Genomic DNA, 13,878 nt, shown 5'->3' on the forward strand with positions numbered 1-13,878 from the left:
CGGGCAAGCCCGGCGCTCTCCATCAGACCAGCGGTTCGTCAGACAGGTAGGTGTAACCGGTCAGGCCGGCTTCCAACGCTTCGGACAGTTCCTGCGCGCGTTCCGGCGACAGCTGCGCTGCAGCCACGCGCTGCGCATAGGTCGCCCGCAGTTCGTCCAGGCGGTAACCCACGTAGTCCAGCATCACGTCGGTGGTGTCGCCACGGCGCTGCTGGGTGATGGCATAGCCATCGGCATCGGCCAGCACTTCCACCGCGTCGGTATCGCCGAACAGGTTGTGGATGTCGCCCAGGATTTCCTGATAGGCGCCGACCATGAAGAAGCCGATGCGGTAGCTCTCGCCCGGCTTCATCTTGTGCAGCGGCAGCGAGCTGTCCAGGCTCTCGTTCTCGACATAGGTTTCCACCATGCCGTCCGAGTCGCAGGTCATGTCGGCGATGATGCCGCGGCGGTCCGGGGTTTCGTCCAGGCGCTCGATCGGCACGATCGGGAACACCTGGTCGATCGCCCACACGTCCGGGATCGATTCGAACACGCTGAAGTTGACGAAGTACTTGTCGACCAGGCGCTCGTTCAGTTCGTCCAGTACCGGGCGGTGGCTCTTCTCGTCATAGCTCAGGCGCGCACGCACGCCGTGGGCGATGGCGTAGAACAGATCGTCGATGCGCGCACGCTGCGGCAGGTCGATCTGGCCCAGCGCGTAACTGGCCAGGCCTTCGGCATGGAAATGCTGCGCTTCCTGGAACAGTTCCACCGCCGGGCGCACGTCCAGCTCGTCGTGGATTTCGCGCAGGTGGCGGATCGCTGCCGGCTCGTCATCGTGCTGGTCCGGCACGCGGCCTTCCTGCGCTTCTTCTACTTCCGACACATTGGCGATCAGTACCGCGTGGTGCGCGGTCATCGCGCGGCCGCACTCGGTGACGATGCGCGGCGGGGTCAGGCCGAACTCTTCGCAGGCATTGGCCAGCGGCTGCACGATGTTGCTGGCGTAGGAATGCAGGCCGTAGTTGATCGAGCAGAAGCTGCGCGAACGGGTGCCTTCATAGTCCACGCCCAGGCCACCGCCCACATCGACGTGGGTGATCTTCGCGCCCAGGCGCGACAGCTCCACGAAGTAGCGGGTGGCTTCGCGCATGCCGTTGGCGATATCGCGCACGTTGGAGATCTGCGAGCCCATGTGGAAGTGCAGCAGGTTCAGGCAGTTGGCGTACTCGGTGTCACGCAGCGACTTCCACAGGTCCAGCAGCTGGCGCGGCGACAGGCCGAACTTGGCCTTGTCGCCACCGCTGTTCTGCCACTTGCCGGCGCCCAGCGAGGCCAGGCGCATGCGCACGCCCAGGCCCGGCTTCACGTCCAGCGCCTTGGACTCTTCCAGCACCAGCTTCAGCTCGGACGGCTTCTCGATGACGATGAAGGTCTGCAGGCCCAGCTTGCGGCCGATCAGGGCCAGGCGGATGTACTCGCGGTCCTTGTAGCCGTTGCAGACGATCAGCCCGCCCGGGCGCGACAGCGCCAGCACGGCCATCAGCTCGGGCTTGCTGCCCGCTTCCAGGCCGAAGCCCTCGCCGTGGTGGCTGGCCAGGGTGCCGGCCACGCCGCGGGTCTGGTTGACCTTGATCGGGTACACGGCGGTGTAGCCGCCGCTGTACTCCCAGTCCTGCTGGGCCTGGGCGAAGGCCGCCTGCAGCTTGCCCAGGCGCTGGCCGAGGATGTCCGGGAAGCGCACCAGCAGCGGCAGCTTGGCGCCCGCCGCGCGCGCCGCATCGACCACCTTGGGCAGCGACACCACCGGGCCGTCCGCCCCGGTCGGTCTCACCACCATGTGCCCGGCCTGATCCACGTCGAAGTAACCGTCCGCCCAATGCGGGATCGAGTAGGTCTTGCGGGCTTGGTCGAGGGACCAATCGGTCATTTCAGTCGGCCTTGTTGGCAATAAAAGGGGGGGCATGATAACGCCTATGTGCCCACAGGTTCGTTATCATGCGCGCCCGCGCCCGTGACAGGTTCCAACCTGAACGGGCCGATCCGTCCGGATGTGGCATCTGTGCCACGCGGCCCCGCCCGCCAGCCCGGCTCCACCCCTCCGAACAGGACTGTTTTCCCATGACTGACAGCAACAACTGGTACATCGAACACTTCGAGCGCACCGGCTCGGCCATCGGCTACCGCATCACCGGCAAGCTGGACGAGGTGCAGTCGCCGTTCCAGAAGATCGAGATCTTCCAGACCACCGACTGGGGCAACCTGATGACCATCGACGGGGCCATCATGCTGACCAGCAAGGACAACTTCTTCTACCACGAGATGATCAGCCACCCGGTGCTGTTCACCCACGCCGCGCCCAAGCGCGTGGTGATCATCGGTGGCGGCGACTGCGGCACCCTGCGCGAAGTGCTCAAGCACACCGGCGTGGAGAGCGTGACCCAGTGCGATATCGACGAGCAGGTCACCGTGATGGCGCGCAAGCACTTCCCGGAACTGTGCGACTCCAACGATGACGCCCGCGCCGAGCTGCTGTTCGACGACGGCGTGGCCTACATGGCCAACTGCCCGGCCGGCAGCGTGGACGTGGTGATCGTCGATTCGACCGACCCGGTCGGCCCGGGTGAGGGCCTGTTCAACAAGGCCTTCTACGAGAGCTGCTTCAAGGCCCTGAAGGACGACGGCATCCTGGTGCAGCAGTCCGAGTCGCCGCTGATGCAGCTGGCGCTGATCAACGAAATGCGCACCGAGATGGGCAAGGCCGGCTTCGGTTCGTTCAAGACCCTGCCGTTCCCGCAGCCGTGCTACCCCACCGGCTGGTGGAGCGTGACCATGGCGCGCAAGGGCGACAGCAGCTTCGACTTCCGCCAGGCCGACTCGGCCGCCAAGACCTTCAACACCCTGTACTACACCGCCGCGCTGCATACCGGCGTGCTGGTGACCCCGCCGTTCGTGCAGGCGGCGTTGAAGTAAGGCGTGCCGACCAACGGTCGGCACCTACCCAATGAAAAACCCGCGCTGGCGACAGCGCGGGTTTTTTCATGTTCCGGTAGTGCCGGCCGCTGGCCGGCAACCTCATGTAACGATCACAGCGCCCAGATACCCGCGATCACCGCCACCACCAGGCCCCACTTGATCAGCTGGTAGGCCACCACGCTGCGCTCGCGCAGTGCCTTGGCCTTCAGGCGCACCTTGTAGACGCTGCCGAATGCCTTGTTGACGCCACCGGTCGGGTCACCCGGCAGGTTCGGCGAGGCGCCGCCGGCCAGCAGCGTGGCCGCCACCGCGCGGTTGAACAGCCCCGGCAGGCCGAAGCGCAGCGGGCGGGCGATGTCGCAGAACAGGATCACGCGGTCCTGCTGCGTCTCGTTGTGTGCATGGTGGATGTAGGTCTCGTCGAACATCATCCACTCGCCGTCGCGCCAGCTCTTCTTGATGCCGTCCACTTCGATGTAGCAGGCATCGTCGTTGGGCGTGCTCAGGCCCAAGTGCAGGCGCAGCGAGCCGGCGAACGGGTCGCGGTGCGGGCGCAGCTCACTGCCCGGCGGCAGCTGCGCGAACATCGCCGCACGCACATCCGGGATCGATTCGATCAGCGCCGTGGTCTTCGGGCACAGCGTCTTCGCCGACGGGTGCGACGGGCCGTACCACTTCAGGTAGAAGCGCTTCCAGCCACGACGGAAGAATGAATTGAAACCGGCATCGTTGAACGTGCTGGAGGCGGCGATCTTCTGCGCGTCGCGCAGCGCCAGCGCCTCGTCGCGGATCATCTGCCAGTTCTGGCGCAGCGGCTCCAGCTGCGGGAACTCCTTGCCCGGGTCCAGGAACGGCGTGGTCGGCACCTTCGAGAACATGTACATGACCACGTTGATCGGGGCCATGAAACTGGAGTGGTCCAGCAGCTGGCGCGACCAGCGCGCGCGGACCTTGCCACGGAAGTGGATGTACAGCACGCAGGCCACGAACAGCGCTGCAATGACGATTTTGATGATCAAGGCACTTTCCTCCAGCCGCGGCCGGAACGGGAAACGGGGCGATGCACGGCCAGGCGGCCAGCACCGGTTCGGAACGCGGCAGGGGACGGGGACGTGCCGGAGGGGGGCGGCCGCCGATGTCGCGGGTTAACAGCTTATGGTCGGCAGGCCGTGCGCCGGGGTCAAGTTGCCCGTGCGCCGTGTTCATCCGGTTGCGAAGGAGGCGCAGGGCTGGGCGCGCAAGCTGTTGATGCTAAAGGCCAACTGGAATAAGTGAGACAGAATTGTCCGATTCTGCGCGACGAACTGTTCCAGCCACGACCCCGACATTTCTCCGACAAATCGTGGAATAGCGAACTGGCGAGTACTAAAATTAACGAAAACTTAGTAACTCCCTGTAACACCGGTTCGCTTGACGCATTGCGCCACCCACCGGGTCGTCCGAGACCCCGACATGCATCTTCCTGCCCTGCCATCCTCCTCCTGCGGCGATGACGCCGCCTCCCCGCTGCTGCTCAAGCGCGGCGAGCGTTTCCTGGCCCCGGATGTCTACCGCACCTGCCTGGACGGGCGCGAGGCGGTCATCAAGGACTATTCCCGCTACCGCGGCACTCCCGTTTCGCTGATCGCGCGACTGATGGTGCGCCGGGAAGCCCGCATGCTGCAGCGCCTCGGCGGCTGGAAGCATGCCCCCGCGCTGCTCGGCACCCTCGGTGGCCTGGCACTGGGCATGGAGTTCATCCCGGGCCAGACCCTGAGCACCGCGCAGGCCGTGGGCAATGAAGTGTTCGAGCAGCTGCAGCACGCGCTCAGCCGCCTGCACGCCGCCGGCATCACCCACAACGACCTGCATGGCACCAACGTGGTGGTCAGCGGCGGCGTGCCGGTGCTGCTGGACTTCACCTCCGCCTGGCGCGCCCCGCGCTGGCTGCGCCGCAATCCACTGAGCCGGCAGATGCGCCGCAGCGACATGAAGAACCTGCTGAAGATCCGCCAGCGCGTAACCGGCCAGGCTCCGAGTGCCGCGCAGGCCGCACTGGTGGCCGACCCGGGCTGGGTGGCCGCGGTGCGGCAGGGCTGGAAGCGGTTCTATAAGTGGGCGAAGCGGCGGTAAGCGCTGCTCGCCCTGCATTGCTTGCGCGACTGCTGTTTGCCCTGCATTTGCCCCGGGCCACACGCCCGATGTGCTCTGCGATACTCGTCGGCACGCCACTCGCAAGGACGCTGGGCATGCCGACACCTGAACACACCCGCCTGCTGACTGCAGCCGCAAGATCCATACTGCGCCCCTTGGGCTGCGTGCAGAAAGGCCGTTCGCGCACCTGGCTTGACGACCAGGGCTGGTGGGTCGGGGTGATCGAGTTCCAGCCTTCGGCATGGGACAGGGGCAGCTATCTCAATGTCGGCGCCTGCTGGCTCTGGGAAGAAAAGGACTACCTGTCCTTCGACGTGGGCGGCCGCGTTGCCGGATTCCAACGCTTCACCGAAACCGCCGAGTTTGCCTCGGCCGCACAGACACTGGCCGAGCAGGCCGCAGCCGAGGTACTGGCCCTGCGTGACCGCTTTCCCACCCCGGGGCACGTGCGTACATTGATGAATCATCACCCCCAACCGGGCATCCGCGAACACATCCATGCCGGCATCATCGCCGGGCTGGCGGGCGCTTACGACGAGGGTCGCAGGCACTTCGCACTGGCCGCTACGGAGACCCACCCAGCGCCATGGGTCGATGTGCTGAAGCAACGCTGTGCCGAACTCACGCCGCTTCTGCAACCTGATGGCGGCTTCGAGGCAGAGATCGGCGCCATCGTGACGCGCACCCGCCGCGCGCTCGGTCTGCCGGAGTGGCGGTCGTCCCCCCTCATTCCGCCCGGTTGATCTCACCGGGACGGCACTTCATCGCACAAGGGTATTCGCACCACCCGATCCCGGCTGTAGAGTCGAGCTTGCTCGACTCTACGACAGAGGGGTCAAGCATCCCGTCGCCCAGACAGCGCAGCGGTCCAGCATCCCGCGCCGCAGACGGCCGTCCACACCCCCACTTACAACGCGTCCGCGTCCAGCTCGCCAGTACGAATACGCACCACACTGCCCAGGTCGTACACGAACACCTTGCCGTCGCCAATCTTGCCGGTGCCGGCGGCCTTCACAATGGCCTCAACCACCGCCTCCACCTGGTCATCGGTTACCGCCACTTCCAGCTTCACCTTCGGCAGGAAATCGACCACATACTCCGCGCCACGGTACAGCTCGGTGTGGCCCTTCTGGCGACCAAAGCCCTTCACTTCCGTCACCGTGATGCCGGTAACCCCACGCTCGGCCAGCGCTTCGCGCACGTCGTCGAGCTTGAACGGCTTGATCACCGCCATGACCATCTTCATCGTCTATCTCCTGTCTTCCGGCGTGGAGGATAGCGCCTGAACGCGGCCCGTGCGAAGCCGCTGCGGCCTGTCCGGGCAGTGGGTGCCAGCAGTATCCTTGTGCCCGAATGGCCTGCCCGCGCCGGATGCACGGGCCCACCCCCACGGAGCACTCCATGATCGACCTGAATCAAATCGATGACCTCGCCCGTCGCCTCAGCGACCTGGTGCCGCCGGGCCTGCGCGAATCGCGCGAGGAACTGCAGGCCACCTTCAAGAGCGCACTGCAGGCCGGCCTGGCCAAGCTCGACCTGGTCACCCGCGAGGAGTTCGAAGTGCAGCGCGCCGTGCTGCTGAAGACGCGCCAGAAGCTGGACGCGCTGGAAACCGCCGTGCGCGAGCTGGAAGGGCGCGGCGCCGCAGAATGAAAAAAGGAGGCGCACTGCGCCTCCCGTTTACAGATTATTTCCCGGATGGGGCCTTGCAGCAAGGCCCACCGGGCGCCCTAGACTCGCCGGCCTGTCGATCCGGCAGCACAGAGAGGGGCAGCAGCGATGGCGCAGGACACCGAATGGACACCCGTTTCGCATGACACCTGCGACCAGGTCGCCGGGCCGTTCTACCACGGCACCCGCGCTGACCTGGCGGTGGGCGAGTTGCTGAGCGCGGGCTTCCGCTCCAACTATCGCGACAGCGTGGTGATGAACCACATCTACTTCACCACGATTGCCAAGGGCGCCGGATTGGCTGCCGAGATGGCCCGGGGTGAAGGGCCACCGCGCGTGTACGTGGTGGAGCCGACCGGGCCGTTTGAAGACGACCCGAACGTGACCAACAAGAAGTTTCCCGGGAACCCGACGCGGTCGTATCGGAGTGCGCAGCCGTTGCGGGTGGTTGGGGAGATTTTGGAGTGGGAGCTCTATGACGCGGAGTTCGTTCGGCAATTGAGGGCGTTTGTTGCTTCGGGGAGTGGGGAGATCATCAATTGATGGACAGGAAGACGCCGACGCACAAATCTACGTTCTCCGATCATCCCCCATGCAGCTCCCTCATGTGTAGGGCGTCATAGCCGGCATCTCGCCCTTGGGTTGACGCATGATTGCATCGAGATCGCCAATGACTAAAGCACTCTCACGCGCCTCAAGCTCACGGACCCGTACCATCATCAGTTCAGCCCAGCGGAGTTAACGCTGCCACCCAACGAAATGAGCTAGGAAGCGAGGCTCTGCACCGTTGCAGGGTCTCCTCTGGGGACCTCCTCAATCCCCTGCCGGGTTTCCACTTTCGAGCAGCGGTGGATACTTCGAAAACAGGATGTTGCTCACCTAGAAGCTCCCGCCAGAACCATTTGTTGGCAACCTATACAAATGGCGAGGGTGCCCCTGCCCTTACCCGAGCCAAGCGTATGTCATAGCTATGCGCGATTAGTATTCGGAAGTTTCTACCCAAGTATGCGTTGACGATGGCCTGAGAATTCCCGGTGAGATGCCCAATAGTGATTAGCGTCGGGGAGAGATGGTGTGTAGCGCCAGCCACAAGGAACCCTGGCTTGATCTCGTGAACAATACCAACGAACTGTGCGAGCAGCATTGGATAGACGACTAGCTTTTTTGTCTCGGCGAACGTAATTAGATCGGAGTTGTCTACTCGGGTCCAGACAGTGGGTGGCCTCGAATACGGAACAGCCTTACTCTTTACAATCCCCACATCTACGCAGTAGATGCCGTCATCATGAGCCCCATTGACCATCAGGTTCATCCTGATCTCGAACTTTTCGCCTGCCAAATCACACTCAAAATATGAAAAGTTCCAAGGATATCCTCTTGTAGATGTCTTGACGACAAAGCCGCCTTTACCCTTAGGATTAACAGCTTTGACAGAAGCACCTATTGAGCGGTAATGCTCTGCAATGCCCGTAACTGATGCAAGCTCGAGAAGCTGCGTTTGGCTCGAAGCAATCAACTTGAACCCGCCAGAGTGTCTTGCAATAACTCGCTTGATTGCGCTTATTACATTAGCCAAGTTCATGCGCCACCACCTTTGCCATTTCACTGAAGCTAAGTTGCACCGCAGTCAAAATTTGCGACTCTAGCAGCGCGCCTTCCAAATCATTAAGCAAGGAATGGAGCTGTCGGTGGAGCTCGGATCCACGGGAAAATGACCTGCCCGCAATGGTTATCACACTTGTATCGGATTGCGCGAGCAATGTCGCCGAATTATCAAGTGACCAATAAGAGGAGGATACGATTGAGAAGAGCTTCCTTACACCTGCAAAAAAAGTGATTTGTTCTTCAAATTTTTTTGTCAGCTCAATTCCTTGATCTCTGGCTATAGACGGCGCTGCGAGCCTCACACTCTCAGCGTAACCAATAATCTGCTCCCTTAGCGATGCTGGGAGCTCCTCTATCATATCCCGGAGAAGTTCGATGCTCATTTAGTAAGTCCGTTTGAACTGAGCCGGGCCGCGAAGGCGTCGGACTGTACGAATCGCTAGTCAGCAACTACGTATACCTTGGTGTCCCTAACATGCTGGAAACCCGAATCCGATCACCCAGACCGGCCTTCTCCACAGCGTGACGGATTTGCTGGACATCACGCTGCTCAAGTGAAGGACCAAGGAAGATTCGATCAACCAAGACATCCAAGTTGAAACGAACCCGAATCCCTTCCTCCGGCACGGCAACACCAAACTCTTCAGCGGGGCGCAGTGAAATCCCGAGGCGAAACTCCCGCTCCCACGAAAACGCCATGTGTTTGTACCAAAATCTTGTTAGCTCATTGATACGAAGTCTTTGCTTGAGTAAATCGACATACGTCACATTTCCACCCCAAAGATCCTCCCCCTCGTGATGAGGCTCCAACCTAAACGTGTTGGCTGCAGCCGCCAGTCTTCCGGGGGTTGTACGAATGGCCACCCCCTTCCATGAACCAGCATAAAGTTGCCACATTGCGTCGCTCTCATATGACGATCGGTGCCAGCAGCTGATCTTCGTCAACCTCCGAAGCTGCTCAAATGCGCGTTCAGCATGATCGCCTTCAGTTGGGAAGCGCGGATCAATGTAGGCATTTTGCGGAAGAACAGCAGTTGCCCCCTCAAATCGATCCTGGAATTGTCTGGCAGCGGCGAAGTAGACCTCTTCAGTTTGCAACAACTCCACAAACCTATCTGTCTTAAAATAGCGCCAGAGATGCTCAAATTCGTCGATCTTTTCATCGGTTGCGTTACGCAAGAACCCCTCCTGAAAAAATGCTTGGCAGCCCAATCTCCGGACCCGGCTGCCCCATCTAATACGCACTACAGGGTCGGCCACCCCCTTAATACTTCTCGATCTTAGGGCTACCGGGTCCAACTGACAACCTGGTATATGACCGGGCGCACGGATCAGCCAAAAGAAGGGAAGGCCGCCGCCAGCGGCCTATTTGGAAACGACTATCGAGTCCGAAGCTCGCGCGACGCCCCCTCCTACAGCACGGGGAACGCGCCCGCCGCCCTTCGTCGCCGCGCCAATACTTCAGAGGTTGCCCGGAATAATCAGACCTATCGATTTAACCTCAGCGCATCGACCTTCCCCATATCGCGGCAACATCAGATCGGCATCGACTTTATATCCTCGACAATGCTATCTAAGCCCCTTTCCTATCGACATGCGCTTCCGACCAGACCCTCGCCGACAAGCGACATCGGATCGACAGAGCTACGGGGTTCCGCTACCGATGTCACCTGTACGCCATATTGATTCACGCCACTGAGGCGACCCGCAACAGCGAAGGCCGCGCAGAACACGCAGACGGCAATTTCCAGCGCACACAGTAGCCGCTCCAAGAAGGCGGATCACCCTTACCTTTGCTTTACAATCGACGTATCCATAACATCCTACAACGAGGCACGTTCATGGCAGGCGCCCATAAAATCACGCCGTCGAACCCACGACTCTCGTCGCTTCTCACCGATGTGGCGAGGGGGAACATCAAGATCCCTGTCTTCCAGCGGGAGTACGTCTGGGATGACGAGCAGATCATGAGCCTGCTTGATTCGATCTATCGCGGTTTCCCGGTCGGTTCTCTGCTACTTTGGTCCACCAAAGAGGCGCTCGAGCATGAGCGGAACGTGGGTGGCTTCGAACTACCGAAGACAGCGGAGGACTTCCCGGTCAACTATGTCCTCGACGGTCAGCAGCGCTTGACCACCCTCTATGGCGTTTTCAATTCGGATGCCAAAACATCTGACCCGGAGCTAGCCGAGCGATTCAGCGTGTGCTTTGTGCCTTCCAGTGAGGAGTTCATCCACTACGCTGAGGCTGACCCGAATACTTCAATCAACCTTCGCGTCATTCTCGACACGACGAAGCTCCTACCTGACATGGCACGTTTCGACGACGACATGAAGACGGTGATTGCAAACCTCACTGAGCGATTCAAAGACTACGAATTTCCGGTAGTCACCATTAGGGATCGCACTAATCAAGAGGTCTGCCGCGTCTTTCAACGCATCAATTCATCAGGGACGAGCCTCAGCACCCTCGAATTGCTTGCAGCTTGGACGTGGTCAGATCAATTTGATCTCAGGAAGGAAATCGAAGGAGTTCTCGACAAACTTGCGGACAAAGGGTATGACCAGCTAGATGAGGGCCTGCTCATGCGCAGCCTTGCGGCTGTAGTACTTGACAGCATTGATGCAGATGCGCTGGTTGATACACCGCCGCAGAATCTGATCGACGGCATGTTACGCCTGAAGCAGGCGATCTATGCGACTGTGGACTTTCTGGAGAAAGAACTGCACATCAAGAACGTGGTATTCATCCCGTTCCCGATAATGTTTGTTCCTCTCGTGAAGTTTTTTTCATTAAAATTGAAGCCCAATGCAGCACAGCTGACAGGACTCAAGCGCTGGTTTTGGTTTGTGGCTTTTACGCAGCGCTACAAGGCGGGAACCAATGTCGCTGTCATGGAAGACATTCGCGCAATGCATTCTCTAGCAAGCGGCGACCTAGTATTCGACGCGATCGATGCTGAGATCTCGCCAAGCTTCTTTATGAAGACGTGGCGAATAAATTCGACCGCCGCTAAGGCCACCATCTGCCTCCTTGCGCAGTGTGCTCCACGCAGTTTTCTTTCGAATAGCTTGGTAGACCTGAGCACAGCCATGTCTGCTTACAACGCGAGGGAATTTCACCATGTATACCCGAAGGCATTCCTGAACTCTCAAGGCATCAAATTCAACGAGTCCAACATCATCGCCAACGTTTGCTTCCTAAATCAGGCCGATAACCGCGCAATAAGTGACTCGTCGCCCGCGGACTACATGCCAAAGATCGATGCCGCGCGTCGCAGCTCTATAGCGGCTTCTTCTCTTCTTCCCGTTGCTGTGATGGACGGATCGATGAACTACGCTGACTTCGTTCAGATGCGAGCACAGATGCTGGCAGTAGCCGCCCACAACCTCATCAAGACTGCGACGATCTGATGATACTCGGTCGCTGATATTGACCTTCCACCACCGCCAATTGCTGCCTCAGAGTCGACCTTACCAGTAGTGGGACTTGTCCCGGCGGTCTCTTCCTGACGGGAAGCGAAAGAACCGTCTAGTGATCGCACTGTCTCGGTTCCGAGCTGATTTGCGGCTTTCAGGATTTGTTGATGAAGGACACTAGCAACCCTGACCCATTGGTGTCGTAATCACCTCGCGCAGCCCCTCCGGCTGAACAGTTGGCAGACCTGAACTGGAAACCGCTAAAGCTCCGCCGCGCAAGCATCTAGCAGCGAGCCGCCTTATGCCACAATGCCAAAAGCGTCTCGGGTTTTGGCGGCATTGACCCCTACCCGTTGGCATTCTGCACAACAGCAGGTAATCGTTACTGCGCCACCGTGCATCGGTGGCCGGGACTCGAAAACCCGTTGTTGTGATGAAGTTTGCGCTTGCCAGCCGGCATCACCTTGCGTGGTGCCGGCTGGCAATCCGTCTGCCGGCTATGGCGGGCGGGGCGTGGGGGCCTCGTGCCCACCGGCGATCATCACACACCGGTTTTCGAGCCACGCTCTGCCCGCCACCTTTATCGGTGGCGGCGTCCGCCTGCATGCACGGAGCCCGCCATGACCACGCCGCACTCCCCTCCCCCGCGCCCAATCCAGGAAGCGCCCTCGGCCGCCCCGGCCCTGGATCCCAACAGCCTCATCGCCATCCTGCACGCCATCGGCGCGGGCGCTGCGGCCGACGGCCAGCCGTGGCCCGAGCGACATCACCTGCGCAGCCGGCAGATGCAGTTGTCCGACGCCGACTGCGCGCTCACCGGCCAGCGCATCGTGCAGGAGATCCTGCTGGCGGCCGAGCGCACGCGCCAGAACGGTGAGCCGGAGCAGTACGTCGGCGACCGGGTGATGGAGGGGCTGGTGATGGCCGATCTGGCGCTGACCGCCTTCATCCACGAGCGGATGCGACCCAAGGACTGAGCGCGCCTATGGCGCGGAGTTTTTTGCCTGTGTGCGGGGTGACGAATGAAGATGCACGGCCTGGCCGCTGCGGTGATGTGCATCGCCGTGATCGGCGCGATGTGGGTGGAGTGGCCCGAGCCCGCGGGCGATCAGGTGTGGGCCTACCAGAAGCTGCAGCCAGCCGATTACCGCCTGCTGCACAGTGATGCACTCGGCTTCGTGAGCGCGAAGGCCCACGAGGGCTTTGAACTGCATGCGCGCCATGCCGGGGTGACGTCCTTCGAGATCCGGTGCAAGGGCGTTGTGGTGATGGACGTGGAGAACGCGCCCTCGCGCGTGCTGATCCGCATGCCCGCCGATGCACGGTGGCGGGCGCCGGACATCGAGCGTCTGCGCACCAGCTTCGAGCGCTGGCTGGATCTGCATCAGAGCCAGGGACGGTTGCTGGTGGAAAGTGCGGGGCCATCGTGGGTTGAGAAGCGGTTTGGGCGCTTCAATGGGCTGGTGCTGGATGAGCAGCGGTGTCTGTTTGGGGCGCCCGGCATCCGCCAGCCCGATCCCAGCAACGACTTCAGCGCTGAAGTGCCTTCGTAGGCTGACGCTCACAGTTGCGCTGCGCCTGCACCGCAAGGGGCCGCCCGATGCTCGATCATCAAGGACGGCGCCAACGTCAGGGGCGGTCTGTACTGATGGAAACCGAGCCGTCTTCCAGCAGGTGGACGTTTACATATGCGTCTGGCGGAGGTATCCGATCGATCGACGCCCCTGCGGGGAGAATGTCCCAACTGGTGATCGAGCCGCAGACTGTCCTATGCACCAATCGGCGACTATCCAACCCTCGCTTGGCAAGCTCGGCCACAACTACTTCAGGAGGCTGGCGGTCGAAGCCCTTGTAGGCGGTGCACGTCTCTCCCGTCTGACCAATGGGATACGTTGAACTCTCCACCTCATCCCGGCACCCCGGCAGGCCCATGGCGAGCGAGAGGGCCATCAGTACTCGAATGCACTGCATTTCAGCTCGCTCCTTTCCTTGTACTGCCCTGTTGTACGCCTCTTCTGACGCAAGGCCTCCGAAACCGCCATCGCAGAGCCGCACTGCACAGAAACATCTGCCCTTGATCCGAATGCTGCAC

General features: G+C 61.2%; 14 protein-coding genes. 8 read left to right on the forward strand and 6 right to left on the reverse strand.

Features of this window, described 5'->3' with window-relative positions:
- Positions 1-22 precede the first annotated feature (22 nt).
- The gene (gene speA, locus ACM0PY_RS09935) at positions 23-1,912 is read right to left on the reverse strand and encodes an arginine decarboxylase (RefSeq protein ID WP_180883772.1); all 1,890 of its coding nucleotides are present in this window, start codon (positions 1,910-1,912) and stop codon (positions 23-25) included.
- A gap of 191 nt (positions 1,913-2,103) precedes the next feature.
- Between speA and speE the strand changes: the two genes are divergently transcribed.
- Positions 2,104-2,955 (forward strand): polyamine aminopropyltransferase, encoded by an 852-nt coding sequence (gene speE, locus ACM0PY_RS09940; RefSeq protein WP_111175846.1) that lies wholly within the window; start codon positions 2,104-2,106, stop codon positions 2,953-2,955.
- A 113-nt stretch (positions 2,956-3,068) separates the two neighbouring features.
- On the opposite strand, the gene ACM0PY_RS09945 is transcribed toward speE, so the two are convergent.
- A complete protein-coding gene (locus ACM0PY_RS09945) occupies positions 3,069-3,974 on the reverse strand; it encodes an aspartyl/asparaginyl beta-hydroxylase domain-containing protein (RefSeq protein ID WP_032954620.1) in 906 nt (301 codons plus the stop codon).
- Positions 3,975-4,410: 436 nt separating this feature from the next.
- On the opposite strand from ACM0PY_RS09945, the gene ACM0PY_RS09950 reads away from it, so the two are divergent.
- Complete coding sequence (locus tag ACM0PY_RS09950) at positions 4,411-5,070, forward strand: RIO1 family regulatory kinase/ATPase domain-containing protein (RefSeq protein ID WP_100478874.1); 660 nt, start codon at positions 4,411-4,413, stop codon at positions 5,068-5,070.
- A 239-nt stretch (positions 5,071-5,309) separates the two neighbouring features.
- A complete protein-coding gene (locus ACM0PY_RS09955; RefSeq protein ID WP_134971928.1) occupies positions 5,310-5,834 on the forward strand; it encodes a hypothetical protein in 525 nt (174 codons plus the stop codon).
- 164 nt (positions 5,835-5,998) lie between these two features.
- Here ACM0PY_RS09955 and ACM0PY_RS09960 read toward each other — a convergent pair whose 3' ends face one another.
- Positions 5,999-6,337 (reverse strand): P-II family nitrogen regulator, encoded by a 339-nt coding sequence (locus ACM0PY_RS09960; RefSeq protein WP_005411374.1) that lies wholly within the window; start codon positions 6,335-6,337, stop codon positions 5,999-6,001.
- 155 nt (positions 6,338-6,492) lie between these two features.
- Between ACM0PY_RS09960 and ubiK the strand changes: the two genes are divergently transcribed.
- Together ubiK and arr are read left to right on the forward strand one after the other, a co-directional pair.
- Positions 6,493-6,744 carry a ubiquinone biosynthesis accessory factor UbiK gene (gene ubiK / locus ACM0PY_RS09965; RefSeq protein ID WP_005419983.1) on the forward strand — a complete coding sequence of 84 codons (252 nt, stop codon included), beginning with the start codon at positions 6,493-6,495 and terminating at the stop codon, positions 6,742-6,744.
- 126 nt (positions 6,745-6,870) lie between these two features.
- Positions 6,871-7,305 (forward strand): NAD(+)--rifampin ADP-ribosyltransferase, encoded by a 435-nt coding sequence (arr, locus tag ACM0PY_RS09970; RefSeq protein ID WP_180883770.1) that lies wholly within the window; start codon positions 6,871-6,873, stop codon positions 7,303-7,305.
- A 370-nt stretch (positions 7,306-7,675) separates the two neighbouring features.
- On the opposite strand, the gene ACM0PY_RS09975 is transcribed toward arr, so the two are convergent.
- The 3 genes from ACM0PY_RS09975 to ACM0PY_RS09985 form a co-directional block, all read right to left on the reverse strand.
- The gene (locus tag ACM0PY_RS09975) at positions 7,676-8,344 is read right to left on the reverse strand and encodes a hypothetical protein (protein WP_180883768.1); all 669 of its coding nucleotides are present in this window, start codon (positions 8,342-8,344) and stop codon (positions 7,676-7,678) included.
- A complete protein-coding gene (locus tag ACM0PY_RS09980) occupies positions 8,331-8,750 on the reverse strand; it encodes a hypothetical protein (protein ID WP_180883766.1) in 420 nt (139 codons plus the stop codon). The genes ACM0PY_RS09975 and ACM0PY_RS09980 overlap by 14 nt, the downstream gene beginning before the upstream one ends.
- Positions 8,751-8,817: 67 nt before the next feature.
- A complete protein-coding gene (locus tag ACM0PY_RS09985; protein WP_180883764.1) occupies positions 8,818-9,546 on the reverse strand; it encodes a DUF2971 domain-containing protein in 729 nt (242 codons plus the stop codon).
- Positions 9,547-10,208: 662 nt separating this feature from the next.
- Here ACM0PY_RS09985 and ACM0PY_RS09990 point away from each other — a divergent pair.
- The 3 genes from ACM0PY_RS09990 (at position 10,209) to ACM0PY_RS10000 (ending at position 13,339) form a co-directional block, all read left to right on the forward strand.
- Entirely contained in the window at positions 10,209-11,780 is a 1,572-nt protein-coding gene (locus ACM0PY_RS09990; protein ID WP_180883762.1) for a GmrSD restriction endonuclease domain-containing protein, read from the forward strand.
- 626 nt (positions 11,781-12,406) lie between these two features.
- Positions 12,407-12,763: a hypothetical protein gene (locus ACM0PY_RS09995; protein WP_094001232.1), complete on the forward strand. Its 357-nt coding sequence runs from the start codon at positions 12,407-12,409 to the stop codon at positions 12,761-12,763.
- Between the two features lie 45 nt (positions 12,764-12,808).
- Complete coding sequence (locus ACM0PY_RS10000) at positions 12,809-13,339, forward strand: cold-shock protein (protein WP_180883758.1); 531 nt, start codon at positions 12,809-12,811, stop codon at positions 13,337-13,339.
- Positions 13,340-13,878: the final 539 nt, after the last annotated feature.

Origin of the sequence: Stenotrophomonas sp. BR163, assembly GCF_047520985.2 — a bacterium.
Classification (GTDB): domain Bacteria; phylum Pseudomonadota; class Gammaproteobacteria; order Xanthomonadales; family Xanthomonadaceae; genus Stenotrophomonas; species Stenotrophomonas sepilia.

What these genes read in the sequence shown, in the direction of transcription:
- speA (WP_180883772.1), bottom strand. Translation starts at nt 1,912, where the DNA reads ATGACCGATTGGTCCCTCGACCAAGCCCGCAAGACCTACTCGATCCCG.
- speE (WP_111175846.1), top strand. Translation starts at nt 2,104, where the DNA reads ATGACTGACAGCAACAACTGGTACATCGAACACTTCGAGCGCACCGGC.
- ACM0PY_RS09950 (WP_100478874.1), top strand. Translation starts at nt 4,411, where the DNA reads ATGCATCTTCCTGCCCTGCCATCCTCCTCCTGCGGCGATGACGCCGCC.
- ACM0PY_RS09960 (WP_005411374.1), bottom strand. Translation starts at nt 6,337, where the DNA reads ATGAAGATGGTCATGGCGGTGATCAAGCCGTTCAAGCTCGACGACGTG.
- ubiK (WP_005419983.1), top strand. Translation starts at nt 6,493, where the DNA reads ATGATCGACCTGAATCAAATCGATGACCTCGCCCGTCGCCTCAGCGAC.
- arr (WP_180883770.1), top strand. Translation starts at nt 6,871, where the DNA reads ATGGCGCAGGACACCGAATGGACACCCGTTTCGCATGACACCTGCGAC.
- ACM0PY_RS09975 (WP_180883768.1), bottom strand. Translation starts at nt 8,344, where the DNA reads ATGAACTTGGCTAATGTAATAAGCGCAATCAAGCGAGTTATTGCAAGA.
- ACM0PY_RS09980 (WP_180883766.1), bottom strand. Translation starts at nt 8,750, where the DNA reads ATGAGCATCGAACTTCTCCGGGATATGATAGAGGAGCTCCCAGCATCG.
- ACM0PY_RS09990 (WP_180883762.1), top strand. Translation starts at nt 10,209, where the DNA reads ATGGCAGGCGCCCATAAAATCACGCCGTCGAACCCACGACTCTCGTCG.
- ACM0PY_RS09995 (WP_094001232.1), top strand. Translation starts at nt 12,407, where the DNA reads ATGACCACGCCGCACTCCCCTCCCCCGCGCCCAATCCAGGAAGCGCCC.
- ACM0PY_RS10000 (WP_180883758.1), top strand. Translation starts at nt 12,809, where the DNA reads ATGAAGATGCACGGCCTGGCCGCTGCGGTGATGTGCATCGCCGTGATC.